General features: G+C 32.9%; 21 protein-coding genes. 8 read left to right on the forward strand and 13 right to left on the reverse strand.

The window, feature by feature from the left end:
- Positions 1-54: 54 nt before the first annotated feature.
- From V6624_RS10250 to hemB, 3 genes are all read right to left on the reverse strand, one after another.
- Positions 55-504, reverse strand: coding sequence for a GyrI-like domain-containing protein (locus V6624_RS10250; RefSeq protein ID WP_111284842.1), 450 nt, complete (start codon positions 502-504; stop codon positions 55-57).
- Between the two features lie 86 nt (positions 505-590).
- Complete coding sequence (locus V6624_RS10255; protein ID WP_111284843.1) at positions 591-989, reverse strand: c-type cytochrome; 399 nt, start codon at positions 987-989, stop codon at positions 591-593.
- 1 nt (position 990) lies between these two features.
- The gene (gene hemB, locus V6624_RS10260) at positions 991-1,986 is read right to left on the reverse strand and encodes a porphobilinogen synthase (protein ID WP_111284844.1); all 996 of its coding nucleotides are present in this window, start codon (positions 1,984-1,986) and stop codon (positions 991-993) included.
- A 276-nt stretch (positions 1,987-2,262) separates the two neighbouring features.
- On the opposite strand from hemB, the gene V6624_RS10265 reads away from it, so the two are divergent.
- From V6624_RS10265 to V6624_RS10285, 5 genes are all read left to right on the forward strand, one after another.
- A complete protein-coding gene (locus V6624_RS10265; RefSeq protein WP_111284845.1) occupies positions 2,263-3,030 on the forward strand; it encodes a hypothetical protein in 768 nt (255 codons plus the stop codon).
- Between the two features lie 133 nt (positions 3,031-3,163).
- Positions 3,164-3,595, forward strand: coding sequence for an Imm12 family immunity protein (locus tag V6624_RS10270; RefSeq protein WP_111284846.1), 432 nt, complete (start codon positions 3,164-3,166; stop codon positions 3,593-3,595).
- Between the two features lie 80 nt (positions 3,596-3,675).
- A complete protein-coding gene (locus tag V6624_RS10275) occupies positions 3,676-4,197 on the forward strand; it encodes a hypothetical protein (RefSeq protein WP_111284847.1) in 522 nt (173 codons plus the stop codon).
- Positions 4,198-4,272: 75 nt separating this feature from the next.
- Positions 4,273-4,905 carry a hypothetical protein gene (locus V6624_RS10280; protein WP_111284848.1) on the forward strand — a complete coding sequence of 211 codons (633 nt, stop codon included), beginning with the start codon at positions 4,273-4,275 and terminating at the stop codon, positions 4,903-4,905.
- A gap of 4 nt (positions 4,906-4,909) precedes the next feature.
- Positions 4,910-6,775: a hypothetical protein gene (locus V6624_RS10285; RefSeq protein ID WP_338841687.1), complete on the forward strand. Its 1,866-nt coding sequence runs from the start codon at positions 4,910-4,912 to the stop codon at positions 6,773-6,775.
- A 47-nt stretch (positions 6,776-6,822) separates the two neighbouring features.
- Here V6624_RS10285 and V6624_RS10290 read toward each other — a convergent pair whose 3' ends face one another.
- The 10 genes from V6624_RS10290 to hemA all read right to left on the reverse strand — a co-directional run bounded on the left by V6624_RS10290 (position 6,823) and on the right by hemA (position 15,635).
- A complete protein-coding gene (locus V6624_RS10290) occupies positions 6,823-7,719 on the reverse strand; it encodes a fructose bisphosphate aldolase (protein ID WP_111284850.1) in 897 nt (298 codons plus the stop codon).
- 81 nt (positions 7,720-7,800) lie between these two features.
- Positions 7,801-8,739, reverse strand: a complete 939-nt coding sequence (locus V6624_RS10295; protein ID WP_338841688.1) for a DUF4421 family protein — start codon at positions 8,737-8,739, stop codon at positions 7,801-7,803.
- 102 nt (positions 8,740-8,841) lie between these two features.
- Complete coding sequence (gene tnpA, locus V6624_RS10300; RefSeq protein ID WP_111284852.1) at positions 8,842-9,300, reverse strand: IS200/IS605 family transposase; 459 nt, start codon at positions 9,298-9,300, stop codon at positions 8,842-8,844.
- Positions 9,301-9,736: 436 nt separating this feature from the next.
- The gene (hemF, locus tag V6624_RS10305; RefSeq protein ID WP_338841689.1) at positions 9,737-10,642 is read right to left on the reverse strand and encodes an oxygen-dependent coproporphyrinogen oxidase; all 906 of its coding nucleotides are present in this window, start codon (positions 10,640-10,642) and stop codon (positions 9,737-9,739) included.
- Positions 10,639-11,184: a GNAT family N-acetyltransferase gene (locus V6624_RS10310; protein ID WP_111284854.1), complete on the reverse strand. Its 546-nt coding sequence runs from the start codon at positions 11,182-11,184 to the stop codon at positions 10,639-10,641. Before V6624_RS10310 ends, hemF begins: the two co-directional genes overlap by 4 nt.
- A gap of 1 nt (position 11,185) precedes the next feature.
- Complete coding sequence (locus tag V6624_RS10315; RefSeq protein WP_111284855.1) at positions 11,186-11,563, reverse strand: hypothetical protein; 378 nt, start codon at positions 11,561-11,563, stop codon at positions 11,186-11,188.
- A 72-nt stretch (positions 11,564-11,635) separates the two neighbouring features.
- Entirely contained in the window at positions 11,636-12,661 is a 1,026-nt protein-coding gene (gene hemE, locus V6624_RS10320) for a uroporphyrinogen decarboxylase (protein WP_338841690.1), read from the reverse strand.
- 50 nt (positions 12,662-12,711) lie between these two features.
- On the reverse strand, positions 12,712-13,377 hold the full coding sequence (locus V6624_RS10325) for a uroporphyrinogen-III synthase (protein WP_338841691.1): 666 nt from the start codon (positions 13,375-13,377) through the stop codon (positions 12,712-12,714).
- Complete coding sequence (gene hemC / locus V6624_RS10330; RefSeq protein WP_111284858.1) at positions 13,377-14,300, reverse strand: hydroxymethylbilane synthase; 924 nt, start codon at positions 14,298-14,300, stop codon at positions 13,377-13,379. Before hemC ends, V6624_RS10325 begins: the two co-directional genes overlap by 1 nt.
- Before the next feature lie 84 nt (positions 14,301-14,384).
- Complete coding sequence (gene hemA, locus V6624_RS10335; protein WP_111284859.1) at positions 14,385-15,635, reverse strand: glutamyl-tRNA reductase; 1,251 nt, start codon at positions 15,633-15,635, stop codon at positions 14,385-14,387.
- 227 nt (positions 15,636-15,862) lie between these two features.
- Here hemA and V6624_RS10340 point away from each other — a divergent pair, with 227 nt between their 5' ends.
- The 3 genes from V6624_RS10340 (at position 15,863) to hemH (ending at position 18,272) form a co-directional block, all read left to right on the forward strand.
- Positions 15,863-16,735: an AraC family transcriptional regulator gene (locus tag V6624_RS10340; protein ID WP_111284860.1), complete on the forward strand. Its 873-nt coding sequence runs from the start codon at positions 15,863-15,865 to the stop codon at positions 16,733-16,735.
- Positions 16,736-16,738: 3 nt separating this feature from the next.
- The gene (locus V6624_RS10345) at positions 16,739-17,101 is read left to right on the forward strand and encodes a hypothetical protein (protein ID WP_111284861.1); all 363 of its coding nucleotides are present in this window, start codon (positions 16,739-16,741) and stop codon (positions 17,099-17,101) included.
- A gap of 157 nt (positions 17,102-17,258) precedes the next feature.
- Positions 17,259-18,272, forward strand: coding sequence for a ferrochelatase (hemH, locus tag V6624_RS10350; protein WP_111284862.1), 1,014 nt, complete (start codon positions 17,259-17,261; stop codon positions 18,270-18,272).

Consider the following 18,272-nt stretch of genomic DNA (forward strand, 5'->3'; position numbering starts at 1 on the left):
TCGCTTCTCCGAAGCTTGCAATAAAAGAGCTTTTAAAAGAGAGTTCCTTTTGTTTTATTTTAAAGCGATATAGATGTCAACTTCTCCATTTTGTAAATTTGCCGACCTTTGATCGTAAACTTCAAAATCGGATGTAAAAGATCGGTTTAAATCAGAATTCCAAATTTTAAGCCATTCATTATAGACAGCACCTTCAGTTAAATTTCCCTTAGCAGTAAACTTTTCGTAAGTACTATTTTCAATTGTTTTTCCAATCATATCATTTGGAATTTCATCCAAACCACTTACTTTACATCCAATAATTGTCGTATAAGGTTTTGTATGATCTTTTTCGTAATCTGTATAAACGCAATAAATAGCGTTGTCTAGCTTGTTCGGAATTCTATCTCCAATATTTTCCGAGATAAATTTGTTCCAAAGCTGAGGTATATCTTTTCCAGATTTGCCACCTTCATTTGTTGTTCTAATAGCTATACCAATAATGCTAAATCTTTTAATGCTCATTATTTAATTTTTTAAATTATTGAGCAAATTTAAAAGTGTTTAATGACAACAGTATGTCAGCAGTAGTTAAAAATTACAAAAAATTCTTACTTTAAATAACTATAAATATAAGCTTCAATTGCTTTTAATTCTTCATCAGACATTGATTGAGTAATAGCAAAATTGGTTTTCATAATCTCAAACTGACTCGGATCTACAATTGGTTCTGCATTTCCCTTTAAGAAAGTAACGATATTGCCATTTTTGTCTTTGTAGATTTTGGCAATTTCTTTAATGCTTGGGCCAATTACTTTTTGATCCGGCTGATGGCATGCAAAACAATTTCCATTGCTTTCAAATATTTGTTTTCCTAATTCCTCTGGAGTTTTGGCTTTCGCCGATTCGCCTTCAGAAACCGATTCAGTTGTTGTATTTGTAGATTCAGAACCTTCTTTTTTACAAGAAGCAAAAGCTAAAACAGCAGATAAAAATAAAACCTTTTTCATCTTATTTCTTTAAAAGTATTGCTGCTTCTTTAGCAAAATATGTTGAAATAAGATTAGCACCTGCACGTTTGATGCACATTAATTGTTCCATCATAATCTTGTCGTGATCTAACCAGCCTCTTTCAGATGCCGCTTTAACCATTGCGTATTCTCCAGAAACCTGATAAACGGTTACAGGAACATGCACTGTATTTTTAATTTCGCGAACAATATCCAAATAAGCAATTCCTGGTTTTACCATAACCATATCTGCACCTTCTTCAACGTCAGATAAAGCTTCTTTGATCGCTTCGATTCGGTTTGCATAATCCATTTGGTATGTTTTTTTATCTTTTGGAACCACAACATCAGCTTCTCTTGGAGCAGAATCTAAAGCATCTCTAAACGGACCATAAAAAGCAGAAGCATATTTAGCAGAATAGCTCATAATTCCAACATTCTGAAATCCAGCAGCATCTAAACCTTCGCGAAGGCGTAAAACACGTCCGTCCATCATATCGCTTGGCGCTACAAAATCGGCACCAGCTTCTGCGTGAGAAATAGCCATTTTTACTAAAGCATCAACTGTGCTGTCGTTTTCTACATCACCATTTTTTATGATTCCGTCATGACCATAAATAGAATATGGGTCTAAAGCCACATCTGGCATAACGATCATTTCTGGACAAGCTGCTTTTATAGCACGAATAGCTTGCTGCATTAATCCGTTAGCATTCCAAGCTTCTTTTCCAGTATTGTCTTTTAGGTTTTCGCTAACTTTTACATAAATATTTACGGCGCGAATTCCTAAATCAAAAAGTTCTTTTACTTCTTCAACTGTTAAATCTATTGATCTTCTGAAAATTCCCGGCATTGACGGAATTTCGACTTTTACATTTTCGCCTTCAGCAATAAACATTGGAAACATAAAATCCGATGGACTTAAACTGGTTTCACGAACTAAAGAACGAATGGATTCATTTACTCTTAATCTTCTGCCTCTTTGTAATGGGAACATATAATTTTAGATTTTAGATTTTAGATTTTAGACTTTTAGTTGATTTCTTTGAAACTCAGACTGAAAATCTATTTCTAAAACTGCAGTTGTTTTTATTTTTTTTTGAAGTTTATCTCACTTTTTAATGAGTGGCGCAAAGTTAAAGAAAAAAGGAACAAAATAAGGCGTTTGGCTTGCTGTAGAATGAGTTAATATTATCTAAAAATTTGGTTTGATGTTTTTATTTGAAGTAGATTTGCAAAATTAGGAAAAATCTTATTTTTTAATATAAAGCAAATGAACTCAGAGTCAGAGGAATGTTTTCGTTCCAAAATAGAAAAATATTATAGTCTTGAACAAAGTTTTGTTCCAAAATGGTATTGTTATCGTGTAGTTACTCCAATATATGTATTTACTCATTTCATAAATTTTTCAAGTATTAAAGGAAAATTATTGCTATTAATTGTACGAGGGGAATTATCGGAAAAAAAGATATGCGAATTTTTAAAGATTGTAGATGAAAATAACAAAAACATACAGTTTGATAAGTTTGTAAAACTTAACAACATTTTTTACAATGAAATGGAAATGAATGGAATAGCGTTTTTACCTTATAAATACCATTCAATTTTTGAAACACAAGATAAAGATCTTTATTTAAACACAATTGTAACATTCCCTATTTACAATTGCGAATTTAATGGAAATGAAAGTTCAGAGGAAGTAAAATTATTGAGAAGAGATATAGTTTCCACAATTGATTGGGATCGAGAAGTTTCGCCTATAATTAAAATTCGATATAATAATCTAAAAACTGGAAGTAGAACCCGAGGAAATAAATTTTATTTTGTTTCATTAAATGTTGTTTTAAATGAACTTGACAATTTGCAGAATGATGATTTTCCTGATTCATTTGTTGAATTAGAAAATTATAAAGATGAATATATTCACGTCTCTGCACTTAATTCAAGTGTTTTTCTAATCGTAAACAAAAACAGAACGATTGTGCTTCAGGATAAAATTCAAAAAATAAAGGATTTTACAATTGATTTTTTAACTCGATAGCGCGGATTTAGCCGATAGCGCGGATTTGCAACCCGATAGCGCGGATTTGCAATCCGTGCCCACAAAGATTGATTTTTGTTTTGAGGCATTAGGTTGAATCTCACTGTTGCGGGCTATCGAAAATAAAAATAATATGGAAATATTTTTAAATGGAAGAATTGGTGGAATTCCACATGTAAATTTTGAAAATGTACACGGTATAGTGATTAATTTTAGAAAAAGAATAAAACAAAATTTCCTTCCTGTTAATTTGGGAAAAGATGTTGAAATCATAACAATCTTTCTTTGTTTAAATGGAGACATTACAAAATTTTATGAGTCAACGGGTGTGTATAATATTAAATATTTAAAAAAGAATAAAAAGATTTTAATCGATTTATGTATTGATGAATCAGTCTGGATTGGGAATGAATCGGAAAATGAAATTATTTTTTTAAATAATTTGAAGAAATTATTGCTAGAAAGCGCTGATAAAATTGCTATGAAATTTCAAAAAAATAAATTAGATTTTGATAAAAAGATATTTCAAAATGTAATTGAGAATAATTTTAAACTTGGAGAATAAGCTGATAGCGCGGATTTGCAATCCGTGCCCGCAAATATTGATTTTTTTGTTTTGAGAATTAATTTATAATTGAAATATATATGAATAATCCATTTTTTGAAAAAATAAATAATATTGAATGGTTTTCTAATTGTGGAAAAGAGTTCTCTATTGCAGATTTTCCAATTAAAATTAAGTTTATGAAGTCTTTTGATGAAATGCAAAAGAATATAATTTCTCAGAATTGGGAAGATTTGACAATGGAAGCAAGAAACAGATTAACGGTTTTTCTACATAAAAATAATCGTAATGATTATCAGGATTGGAATAGAATTACAGAAATCAACAAAAGTAATTTGAAACAAATAGAGACTACAGCAAAATTTTTTGTAGAAAAAAATAATCTTGATAAAAGTATTATTGATGATGTCTTGTGGAATGTTCTAGGAGCAGCAATGGAAGATCACTATATTTTGATAAATAAAAGAATCCCTATATTTTTCAATTATCTTTTAGAAATCTATTCTCAAGGAAATATTCCATGCGGTCTAATAGGCGAGGTAAAAGAAGATTTTGATGGAAACTCAATCGATTTTTCTGATTTTACAATATTAGTATATTAAAAATAAATCCACGCTATCGAACTAAGAATTTAGACATATCATGGTTTTTCAGAATATTCCATCTAAATTTGTCTAATGAAGAAAATTCTCGCTTTATTTTGCTGTCTGTTTTTAACGAGTTGTTTTGAGATTACAGAAAGAATCAAACATCACGACGATCAAAGTGGTGAATATACTCTAATTGTAGATTTTTCCAAATCTTGGTTTAAAACCAAATCGGCTATTTGGCTCGAAGAAGTCGATGGCGTAAAAATTCCAAACGAACAGGAAATTACCGCTAAACTCAGTGACTTTAAAGAAAAAGCTTTAAAGATAAACGGAATTTCCAACGTAAGCACCAAAACAGATTTTGACAATTATGTCTTTATCATCAAACTGAACTACGCCAATCTGAAAGCACTGAATGCCGTTGTAAATACAATCAACAATCAGCGCGATCAGATTCACTTTAGCGGAAGTGGCAAAACTTTCGAAAGAATTGCATCTTATCCCGTTCCTGAAAAAGTATTAAACGACCCAAAGAAAAAGAAAGATCTAGAAGAAGCGAGTATTATTTCTATTTATACTTTCGATAAAGATATTGTAGCTGTTGACAATGCAAACAGCAAAATTTCCAAAAACAAAAAGACGGTTTTTTTAAAACAAAGTATGTACAGCGTATTTAAGAAATCGACTTTAATGAATAATACCATCCAATTAACGCCTTGATTTTATGAAGCATTTTTACACTCTAATTTTTCTATTTGCCACGTATTTTACTTTTGGACAAACGAGTCCAGACAAATACGATTATTTTGTTCAGTTTAACGGAAATCAGCTTTCTAAAAAAGTCAGCATTGACGAAGTTTTGAATCATCCGATTATCACAAAATACATCAGCAAAAAACCTGATTTTGATCTTCGAAAATATGCGTCAATCATCAAATTAGATGAAAAAATTACGATTCATGGCAATTTCTTAGACAGCGTTCCATTTTACCAAGTTACTATTCCTGTAAAAAGTAAAGAAGCCGTTAAGCAATATCTGGTTGAAAAATTAGGAGCTGGTGAAAAAAGTGATTCGTTAGGAAAAGGAGGAATTCAAGATTTCGGCAAATATGCTGTTTTTACGCCAAGCGGAGTAAAAAGATCTTTTGTGTGGAATGACAATTATTTGGTTGTATTTGAATTGACAAAAAGACTTCCTTCTAAATTTTATGATGTAGCTGAAACTACCGTTTCGAGTGATTCTATTGAAGTATCAGATGCTTATTCAGAAACGGTTATAGAAGTTCCTGTTCCAATGGTTGTCGATACACCAAAAATTGCGGAACCATCTGTGATGCATGATGAACCAATAATTGAAGAAACCACAGTAGCGGAGACCGAAAAAGATTATTTGTATGATGGAAATCCATACGAAGAATACACTGTTGAACAAGCAGAATTTGATAGAAAATTGGCCGAGAAGCAAAGTCAGATTATTAAAGCGCTTTTCGAAAATGGTTTTATAGCACCAAGTTCTCCAAAAATAAATGCTGCAGCCGATATTTCGTCTTGGGTAAATTATGGCGGCGTAATGTCGAGTTTTTATTCGCTGTATAATTATCCGCTGGGATTATTTGGCGGTTATGATAAATATCTGCCAATGCAGAAGAATTTCGGGAATTTTATAAAAGGAATAAATGTCGATTTTTATTTTGATAATGACAATGCCCGAATCGAGGAGGTTGTAGAATATTCAACTGAAATTGCTGAAGTTGTAAGCAAAATTAGCAATCGAAAAATCAATAAAAATATCTTCAATTATTTTCCTGCCGAAAAGCCTTTAGGATATGTTTCGTATCATTTCAATACAAAAGCAGCACTTGAAAATTTTCCATCGTTAACGACAGAATTATTTCAAAATCCGAAATTCGGAAAAGAAGATATCAGCATTATCACAGATTTGATTTCTACCATTGTTGATGAAGAAGCCACAGCGAAACTTTTTGACGGCGATTTAAGCGCTTTTTTATATGATGTGAAAGATGTTGAGGTTTTGACCAAAAAATACGATTATGACGAGAATTTTGAAGAAAAGATAACCGAAGAGAAAGTTAAAAAATCTATTCCGTTGTTTTCTGTGATTTTTACATCTACGCATCCAACATTTGGAGACAAATTGCTGCAACTTGGAGTTCGTAAAAGAATACTAGTTCAAAACGGAAATGCGTACACTATTGTTGGAACAAAAGATTACGGTGATATTTTTATTCTGAAAGACAAAGATGTTGTGATTGTTGCCAATACAAAAGATTATTTTGGAACAGGAAAAGGATCTTTTGCTAAAGACACCAAGAAAGATTTGAGCAAAAATTACATTTCAGGAAAGATGAATATTGCGCAAACAATCAAAACATTTGGGAAAAACGCTAAAGATTCAGAATTGGATCGAATGACAAAAATTTCTTCTCAGTTTTCAGATGTTTCGATTGAATCGCCTAAAAAGCTAGTTGATAATAAATTGAAATTTATTTTTAAACTAAACTCTTTTAAGTCTGATAAAAACATCATTTTGCAGACATTAGATTTAGCCGACGAAATGACTTTGAAATAATTAAAACAAAAATCCCTGAAACAACTTCAGGGATTTTTTTTATGTTTTTATTGAATAGAAGCTTCGTAAATTTCTTTAATCGAATTGCCTAATTGCGAATTAAATTCAGCGTCAGATTGTCCAGCGCTAAGGCCTTCTGATAATGCTCTTGAAAAACTTGCAATCAATCCGTGATTTTCAGCTAGTTTCTGATTGGCTTCTTCTCTGGAATATCCGCCTGAAAGTGCCACAACTCGAACCACATGCGGATCGGACATTAAATCGCTGTAGAAGTTCTTTACCGTTGGAATGGAAAGTTTCAGCATTACTTTTACATCTTTATCCAGTAAATCCAGCTGTTTCTTGATTTCGTCTTTTAAAATCTGTTCTGATTTTTCTTTATCCGAAATATAAATATCAACTTCAGGTTCGATTATCGGCACAAGACCTTTCTTAAATATCTGCAGACCAACTTCAAATTGCTGTTTTACCACTTTTTGAATTCCAGTCGGATTTGCTTCTTTAATAACAGAACGCATCTTGGTTCCAAAAATCTTTCGATCTACAGCGCGATCAAGCAATTCGTCTAAATTAGAAATCGGTTTCATTAACTGAACGCCATTGGCAAGATCAGCAAGACCTTTATCTACTTTCAAAAACGGAATGATTTGTTTTTTCTCCCATAAATATTCAGCGGTCCATTGTCCGTCAATTTTACGGTCCATTGTGTTTTCAAACAAAATAGCACCAAGAATGTATTGGCTGTCAAAAGCGGGACTTTTAATAATTCTGGTTCTCATTTCATGTACAAGAGTGTACATTTCTTCGTCATTTGAATATTGATTTTCTTCAACGCCATATTGCGATAATGCTTTTGGTGTGCTACCGCCGCTTTGATCTAGTGCCGCGATAAATCCTTTTCCGGAATGCATGAGATTTAATTGTTCTTTGTTCCTATTTTCCATAATAATGAATTTTAGTTTACATAAATCACTGTAATTTAAGCATTTTTATCGTGTTTGCTATTTATTTCAGATTAAGATTTCTTAAAGGCCAATCTTTTCATTGACTTTATCGTAAACTTCTTTTACCTTTTTTGGAGGATCAAATCGGTAACCAACAGAAAGTTTTACAGTCGCAATATTATCATTCAATCTTGGATCTACTTTTTCATCTTGCGCAAAACTTACGGTGTTAAGACTTGCAAATCCAAAAAAGCGATCTTTATTATAAGCCAGTTTTAAATTGAAATCGGCCTGATATAAAGCTGAGGTATCGCCATCAATATCATTAATTCCAGCTCCCAAAGCGAGTCCAGCTCCAATTAAAACCCGATTACTAATTACGAAATTGTAAAAATAGGCGGGAGCCAAAGTAAAAACATAAATATCACCAGGCGAAGAATCGGGAGTATTTAAATCAAGATTGGTATAATAAAAAGAAAATGACGGAATGAAACTTCCAGAGCTTTTAGTCTGCCATTCGTTTTGACTTACCAATGTTTTGAAAGAGAATTTATCGTTGAAAACATAAGAAGTCGATCCGCCAATTTTGGTAGTGCGCATATGAGGCAATTGTGCCGTTATGTTGTCATCGCTGATGTAAAATCCTTTTTGGTTGATGAAAGTAAAAGACTGCATCCATTTTTTGTAATAAAAACGGGTGTTGAAATTAAAATGTTTAGAATTAGAATCGCCTTTATTTCCGCCAAGGAATTTAGGGGCAAAACCAATTGTAACGTCAATGATTTTATAGTTTAAATTGAAACCAATCTGCTCTCGTCGATTGGGAATTAGACTTACATATATTTTCGGATCCTGATTATCTGAAGCAATTTCGAAACTATTAGAAGTGTCTAAATAATAAACGCTGGCGGTAATTTTATCACTATAAGATTTAAAATACGGATTCTGTAATGTGTCGTTTTGGGCAAAACATCCAAAAATACTGGTGAAGAACAATATCCTAATTAACTTTAAATTCATCAATAATAAGTATTTAATTTTCCAACATGCTCCAGCGGAGCAAAATATTTATAGCTAATAAATTGACAACCAAAATTGAAGCTCCAGCGGAGCGAAACAATATTAAACTTCATCAAAAACATATTCATTTTTAAAATCAATATTGAATAGTTTTAAAAATGCAATGTATTCTTCTTTGAATGTTTTTGTTTTATGATGTTCTTCTTGATTTTCAATATATTTTATCACATTAGTCAACTGCGAATGGCTATATGAGAATGCACCAAAACCAGTTTGCCATTCAAATTTGCCATTTATCCATTTTTGTTCATTTATGAATTTTGATGAATTGGTTTTAATGTCTTGTACTAAATCTGATATTGAAATGTCTGGTTTTATTCCAACTAAGATATGAATATGATCTGGCATTCCATTAATTACAATCAGTTTTTGTTTTTGATTAGTGATAATTCCTGTAATGTATTTGTAGATTTCATCTTTCCATTTTGTCGAAATTAAGTTTTGTCTTCCCTTAACAGCAAAAACAATTTGAACGTACAATTGAGAATAGGTGTTTGCCATTTTAATTAAAATTATTAAACAGTAAAGCTAATTAATAAATTTAATTTGTAAGATAAGTATTGGTTTTTTGTGTTGAATAAATATGCCGCCCCGCTGGGGCTTTTGACTGGGGAAGATGTTAATTTCTATAAATATGTCGCCCCTATGGGGCTTTGTGTGTGGCGAATTATTCTAAAAATATTTCGCTACGCTGGAGCTTTTTTAGATAAGTGTTAAGTCCCAGAGGAACGAAATATTTATAGAGTCGAAAAGGTCAGATCAGACCAAGAGCTCCAGCGGAGCGAAATATATTTGGTTATAATTATATACAACCCTCTTTAATAAGCATAAAAAAATGCTCCAGCGGAGCAAAATATTTATAGAAATTGAATCGACAACAAAAAAAGAAGCCCCAGAGGGGCGACATATAATTTATCAAATTAAATAAAATTTTAGATTACGAAATCCACTCGCGCGGACTTGCCAAAACGTTGATCAATTTTTCTTCTTCGCTTCCTACTTCTGGATGATGATCGTAAACCCATTGTACATGCGGAGGCAAACTCATCAAAATACTTTCAATTCTTCCGTTTGTTTTTAACCCGAACAATGTTCCTTTGTCGTGAACCAAATTAAATTCAACATAACGGCCACGACGGATTTCTTGCCAAGTTCTTTGTTCAGGAGTATATTCTAAGTTCTTTCTTTTTTCTACAATTGGTACATAAGCTTCAAGGAAACTATTTCCAACTTCGGTTACGAAATCGTACCAATTTTCCATTGACATTTGCTCATTTGCTTTGCAATAATCAAAGAATAAACCGCCTAAACCGCGAGCTTCATTTCTATGCGCATTCCAAAAATACGAATCGCATTGTTTTTTATATTTTGGATAAAACTCTGGATTGTGTTTGTCACAAGCTGTTTTACAAGTTTGGTGAAAGTGAATTGCATCTTCTTCAAACAAATAATATGGAGTTAAATCTTGTCCGCCTCCAAACCATTGTTCGATCACATTTCCTTTTTCATCGTACATTTCGAAATATCGCCAATTGGCGTGCACAGTAGGAACCATCGGGCTTTTCGGATGAATAACCAAACTTAATCCGCAGGCAAAGAAATCGGCTTCGCCAACGCCAAACATTTTTTGCATCGTTTCAGGAAGTTTTCCGTGAACGGCTGAAATGTTTACGCCGCCTTTTTCGAAAACTGTACCGTTTTCAATAACACGTGTTCTTCCGCCGCCGCCTTCTGGACGTTTCCAAAGATCTTCACGGAATTTTGTAGTTCCGTCAACAGCTTCTAATCCTGCACAGATCTGGTCTTGTAAATTTTGTATGTATGCGTAAAATTTGTCTTTCATGATTTTATGTATTCTGATTTAAGAAGTCCGAAGTAAACAGAGTTTTGCAAAGTGCCGTCTCCATTTCTAAATTCGTCTCTTAAAATTCCTTCTTGTTTAAAATTATGTTTTAATGCAATTCGCTGACTTGCGACATTAATTTCAGATGTGCAGATAAAAACCTTGTTCAGCATTAATTCATTGAAACAAAATTCAAGTGCATCTGAAACCATTTTAGACGTAATTCCTTTTCCTTGATAATCTTCGTCTACAAAATATCCAAATTCACATTTTGAGATGCGGTAATCAATTGTTTTCACACATAAATAACCAATTAATTCATTGGTTTTAACATCTCGGGCATAAAAATGGAAACCTTCTTTGTTTTTCTCTTTATCTAAACTTAGCGATATGAAATTTTGAGCTTTTTCAAGAGAATCTGAATTGGCAAGTGTTACTGGAAATGTTTTGCCAATATGAGTTTTATTTTTATCAATCAGTTTGTAGAACTCTTCGGGAAGAATATTTTGAATTCGGTCTGTTTTCCAATCTGTAAAACTCATTTTATTTGTTTTTTAAAGAGGAGATTTTAGTATTAATTCCAAAAGAAAAAACTTTGCTTTCGGCTTGAACATATTGGTAAATAGCCAAAGCCTTATTTTCAAAATTATAATTTTCAGCTTTAGAAAATTCTATTAAAATATCGGCAAATTGTTCTAATTGTTCCCAATCAAAATGTAGACGCATTAATAATGTGATTAAATCTTCGTTCGAATAATCGATCAAAGTTTCAATGTTTAATGCAAATTCTTTCAGCTGATTTTCAATATCAGTTTTTTGTAAAACAGTCAAAGGATAAGGTACAAAAACAAAAGTTCGTAACGTTTTGAGAACATTATCAATTCTTATTTTTTCTTCGTCTCGTAAACCTTTGTTGAGCATGTTTTTTAGTTTTCAGTCGCAGTTTTCAGTCGCAGTGAAATCTGAAAACTGCGACTGAAAACTGAACACTAATTAATTCCCGTATTCCTTCACCGCGTCAATAAACGCTTTTGCGTGATCTACAGGGATATTTGGTAAAATTCCGTGACCTAAATTTACAATATATTTGTCTTTTCCGAATTCGTCAATCATCTCATGAACCATTTTCTTGATAGTTGGAATTGGAGAAAGTAATCTTGACGGATCAAAGTTTCCTTGTAAAGTAATGTTTCCACCAGACAAGTAACGTGCATTTCTAGCTGAACAAGTCCAGTCAACTCCTAATGCAGAAGCTTTACTTTTACCCATTTCGCCAAGAGCAAACCAACATCCTTTTCCAAAAACAATAACTGGTGTTATATCAGCTAAAGCGTCAACAATCTGGTTAATGTATTTCCATGAAAATTCTTGATAATCGACCGGAGAAAGCATTCCTCCCCAAGAATCAAAAATCTGAACGGCATTTACTCCAGATTTTACTTTTTCTTTTAAATATAAAATAGTCGTATCGGTGATTTTTTGCAATAAAGTATGTGCTGCAACTGGATTTGAAAAACAGAATCCTTTTGCTGTGTCAAAACTTTTAGAACCTTTTCCTTCAACAGCATAACAGAAAATTGTCCAAGGCGAACCTGCGAAACCAATTAACGGAACTTCATCATTCAACATTTCCTTAGTTAATTTCACCGCGTCGAAAACGTAACCTAATGTTTCATTTACATCTGGAACAAAAACTTGGTTTACTTGTTCCATTGTACGAATTGGATCTGGAATTATCGGACCCAAATTGTCTTTTAATTCTACATGAATTCCCATTGCGCGTGGCACTACTAAAATGTCTGAGAATAAAATAGCCGCATCTGGAGCAATTCTGCGAATTGGCTGAACCGTAATTTCAGCAGCTAATTCTGGAGTTTCGCAACGAGTAAAAAAATCATATTTATCACGAAGTTCTCTAAATTCTGGCAAATATCTTCCCGCTTGACGCATCATCCATACTGGCGGACGCTGTACTGTTTCTCCTTTTAATGCTTTTAAAAATAGGTCGTTTTTTAACATGTTTTTTTATTTAGTTGCAAAGTCACAAAAGGACAAAGTTGCAAAGGTTTTTATTTATATTCGTGAATTACATCTTCGATCACGTCTTCAATTGTTGGCTGATCAGCGATGATAATATTTTTTGTTACTTTCAATAAAGCTTCTGCTGTTGTATCGCCAATGCAGAAACAGATTTGTTTGTTTATAGTATTGTCTTTCAGATAACTTTTAACTCCAGACGGACTAAAAAATAATATTGCTTCTGGATTTGCTTTTATTTTCTGAGGTTGTAGCGTAGTTTCGTAAACCTGAATTTCATTGAATTTAATTCCGTTTTCTTTCAAAGCATCTGGCAAAGTATCTCTTCTTAAGTTTCCACTGAAAAAAGTATAGCTTTCATTTCCATAAATCAAAGTGATAATTTCAGCCAAATCAGAAGCATAACCGGTGTAAGCCACAACATTAAAGCCATTATCGCTTAAAAGCGTTTTGGTCTTAAGTCCAACACAGTATACGTTTTTCTTTTTGAGCTCTTCTGATTTTGGATCTGATAAAACGCTGTGAACGGCATTTTGACTTGTAAAAATCAGACTCTCGTTGAGGTCTTTTAATTCGAAAGATTTGTTTTTGGTTTTAATAAAATCGGCTTCGATTAATTCAATGCCATATTTCATCAGCTCTTGTTTATGAAGAGGAGATAATATTTTGGTAGATAGTATTTGAACTGGTTTCGCCATTATTTTTTCAGGGATTCTTTAATTTTCTGCATTAATTCCGTTCCACCATTATTCAAAATCTCCTGAGCCGAGTTGAAACCTAATTTCTTCCATTCTGAAATATCGACCGTTTTGTTGATTTCCAATTTTTGTTTTCCGTCAATTGAAAGTAAAACTCCTTGAAAATGTAAAGTGTCTTCGTCTTCGTTATAAGTAACCAAAGCTCCAATTGGGGCAGTACATCCGCCTTCTAAAGTTCTCAAAAACTGACGTTCGATATACGTACAGATTTCAGTTTCAATATCATTTAACTGAGAAAGTGCATCCAAAGTATAATTGTCATTCTCCATTGCCACAACTAGCATAGCTCCTTGTGCCGGCGCAGGAATCATCCAATCTAAGTTGATGAAATTTTCAGGTTTCAGATTAATTCTTTCCAAACCAGCAGCAGCAAAAACAGCGCCGTCCCATTCGTTATCTTGTAATTTCTGCATACGCGTATTTACGTTTCCGCGTAAATCAACTACAGTATGATTTGGATATTTATTGAACCATTGTGCCTGGCGACGCAGACTTCCAGTTGCGATGGTGCTTGGATTTGTAAAATCAGGATTTCCTTTATGAACTAAAATATCCAAAACATTGGCTCTTGGCAAAACTGCACCTTGAACGATACCTTTTGGTAAAGCCGTTGGAACATCTTTCATAGAATGCACCGCAATATCAATATCGCCATTGATCATAGCAATGTCAAGCGTTTTGGTAAAAATTCCAGTAATCCCCAATTCGTAAAGAGGTTTATCCAGAATAATATCACCTTGAGATTTAACCGCCACAATTGAGGTTTTATAACCTAAGTCGTTTAGTTTTTTCTCGACAGTATGTGCTTGCCAAAGTGCTAATTCGCTATCGCGCGTTCCTATTCTGATTGTTTTTTCAGCCATGTTTTTTTATTAAAAATTACCATTAAGACATGAAGTGAATTAAGCATAAAACTTAATTTTCTTAATGTCTTAATGGTAAAATAACTAAGATGCTTTTATTTTGAAGACTTTTTCGATCCATTCGATGCTTTCATCAACCATGGTATCGTCGTCTTTTAAATGATTTGCGAAATGAGTAGTGATTTTCTGAATGATTCGGTTACTGATGATTTCGGCTTGCTCTTCGTTAAAATCGGCAATTTTTTTACTTTGAAAATCTAATTCAGAAGCTTTAATAGCGTTTAATTTTTCTTTTAAAGCATTGATTGTCGGAGCAAATTTTCGGCCTTTCATCCAAGTAACAAATTCTTCTTTGATTTCTTCGATGATTGCTTCAGCAGCCGGAATGTGTAATTTTCTGTTTTCCAAAGTTTCATCTGTCAATTGAGACAAATAATCCATGTGAATTAAAGTTACGCCTTCTAATTCCTCAACATTTTCATTTACGTTTTTCGGAATCGACAAATCTAGAATCAACAAAGGTTTTTTAAGATTTAAAATTGCTTTGTCAACCGTTGGGTTTTGTGCGCCTGTTGCTACAACTACAACATCGGCTTTTTGAAGTTCTAAATGTAATTCAGAGTAATCTTTAACTATCAAATTTAATTTTCCTGCTAATTTCTCTGCTTTATCTTTAGTTCTATTGATTAAAGTAATATGCTCGTTTTTAGTGTGTTTTACTAAATTCTCACAAGTATTTCTTCCGATTTTTCCAGTTCCGAAAAGGAGAATGTTTTTGTTGCTGATATCTTCAACATTTTTCAAAATATATTGTACAGATGCAAAAGAAACTGAAGTTGCTCCAGAACTAATTTCTGTTTCAGTCTTAATTCTTTTGCTTGCCTGAATTACTGCATTTACCAATCTTTCCATAAAAGCATTGGCTAATCCCATTGATTTTGAATGAATGAAACTGGTTTTAATTTGAGATATAATTTCGAAATCGCCTAAGATCTGACTGTCTAATCCAGTTCCTACGCGAAATAAGTGATTGATTGCTTCTTGATTTTTATAAACGAAACCAACTTTTTGAAAAGCATCTACAGATCCGTTACTATTATCGCAGATAAGTTTTATTAATTGAAATGGGTGTTCAGCAAAACCGTAGATTTCGGTTCTGTTGCAAGTTGAAGTAACTATTAGACTTTCTATTCCCTCGTTTTTAGCTTGTTCCAGTAGGCGAGTTTTCGCAACGGCATCCAAACTAAATTGACCTCTGACCTCAGCATCAGCTTTTTTATAACTCAGACCAACTGAGTAAAAATAAAGGTGTTTCGGTACGTTATTGTTTTCCATAAATTCACTTTCATAAAAGTGCAACAAAATTATTACTATACCATCGATAAAAATAACGCTAAAAGTACTTTTTATGTCGCTGTATGTTTTTTTGAACCTAAATAGGTGTTTTTGAGTAAAAAGGACTACTTTTGTAGCAAAATCAGCTCCTTTGAAGCGATTAGTTTAGAGTCGTTCTAAATAACATTTGAAGTTTGTTTTGATTTTTGTTTCAAAAAAATATCGCTATGGGTTCTCAAGAAATTATAAAAATTGAAGACGACTTTACGATGATCCGTTTTCAAAATGACAGTTTGGAGCCATTTTATGCGCAGCATGAAATAGGTACTGGCCTGATACAGTTTCACTTCGGGATAAAAGGGAATGCAAAATTCTTATTCAATCAAGGCAATTATGCTTTGGATTTGAAGGAAGAAAAATCACTGCTTTTGTACAATCCGCAGAAAGAATTACCGCTTAATTTAGAACTTGCGCCTAACTCTTGGGTGATTTCTGTAATTGTTTCCATCAAGAAATTTCACGCGTTATTTTCTGCCGAAGCCGATTATATTACTTTTTTAAGTGCTGATAATAAGGACAAGAAGTATTATAATGAAGGAAATATCAGTCCGTCAATGGCAATTGTGTTGAGTCAGCTGTTTCATTACAATCTTCATCCTTCGATAAAAAATCTTTATTATAAAGGAAAAGGATACGAATTACTGAGTTTATATTTCAATAGAACTGAAGACCCAAATGCAGAACAATGTCCGTTTTTGATTGACGAAGACAATGTTTTAAAAATTAGGAAAGCCAAAGAAATTGTAATTGCAAATATGGCCGAACCGCCAGGACTGCAAGAATTGGCAGATGAAATTGGTTTGAACGTGAAGAAACTCAAAATGGGTTTCAAACAAATTTATGGTGATACAGTTTACGGTTTCTTGTTCGATTACAAAATGGATTTCGCCCGAAAACTTTTAGATAGCGGTTCTTATAATGTAAACGAAGTTGGACTTAAAATTGGCTACAGCACTGGAAGTCACTTTATAGCGGCATTTAAGAAAAAGTTTGCCACAACTCCAAAGAAGTATTTGATGTCGATTAATGCGAATGTTTAATAAATGAAGAAAGTTATTTTCCCAATTTTAATTGTCTTTTTGAGTTGTAAATCTCAAGAAAGTCCGCTTGTTGCTGAATATAGAAATATGGCATTTCATGATATTGAAGCCGATAGCGTAAAGACATTTGGTTTTGGTTTGCCGCTTCCGCCAAAAGATTCATTAGAATTATCGAGGAATAATAGAAAAACGGCTATTTATCATAAATACGGATTATACATTAAGAATCTCGGATGCATTGTTGGTGATAAAGAATTAGATGCTGCGGCAAATGAATATCGAAAAATAACCGATGTTTATCTTGAGAAGCGAAATGGAAAAGGCTGGGAAGAAAAACTGCATATAGAAGTTAATAATATAAAGTGAGTTCTTAAATAGGAATCAATTTTATAAATAAGAACATAATTAAAAAGTAATAATTATCATATTTCGAAAAAGTTGCAAGTTCTACTTTTGACGAAATTTTTAAAAACAAATAAAAGCTTAAAGCCTAATGCTTAAAGCCTAATGCAAAAAAACAATAATGAAAGGCGTATTATTAGTAAATCTTGGATCTCCAGAAAGTCCAACTCCAAAAGATGTTAAACCTTATTTAGATGAATTTTTAATGGATAAATACGTGATCGATGTTCCGTATTTATTAAGAGCGTTATTAGTTCGCGGTATTATTTTAAGAAAAAGACCAGAAGAATCTGCACACGCTTACGCGAAAATTTGGTGGGATGAAGGCTCTCCATTAGTTGTGCTTTCAGAAAGAATGCAGAAAAAAGTGCAGCCTCTTGTTAACGTTCCAGTTTCTTTGGCAATGCGTTACGGAACGATGACAATCGAAAAAGGACTTCAGGAATTACACGATAAAGGAGTTACAGATGTGATGCTTTTTCCTTTATATCCGCAATATGCAATGGCTTCGACTTTGACTATTTTAGTAAAAGCAGAAGAAATTCGTAAGAAGAAATTTCCTCACATGAAGTTTACAGATGTTCCGGCATTTTATAATAAACCGGATTACATTAAAAATTTGGCCGATTCTATTCAAAAACATTTGGTTGGGTTTGATTACGATCATTTGTTGTTTTCGTATCACGGAATTCCAGAACGTCATATTCGTAAAACCGATGTAACTAAATCACATTGTAAAATTGATGGTTCTTGTTGTAATACGCCATCTCCGGCGCATGAATTCTGCTATCGTCACCAATGTTATGAAACAACAAGACAAGTCGTTAAATTATTAGGACTTCCTGAAGATAAATATAGTTTGACATTTCAATCTCGTTTGGCTGGAGATAAATGGTTAGAACCTTATACCGATGTTGAAATTGATAACATGCCGTCAAAAGGAATCAAAAAATTAGCAGTTGTAACACCAGCTTTCGTTTCAGACTGTTTAGAAACTTTGGAAGAAATCGCTATGCGTGCTAAAGAAGATTTTGAAGCAAATGGAGGAGAAGAATTCTTGGCAATTCCTTGTTTAAATGACGAAGACGAATGGTGTCAAACTGTTTCTAACTGGATTAACGATTGGGCTAAATAA

The sequence above is a fragment of the Flavobacterium ginsenosidimutans genome (assembly GCF_037478105.1).
Lineage (GTDB): Bacteria > Bacteroidota > Bacteroidia > Flavobacteriales > Flavobacteriaceae > Flavobacterium > Flavobacterium ginsenosidimutans.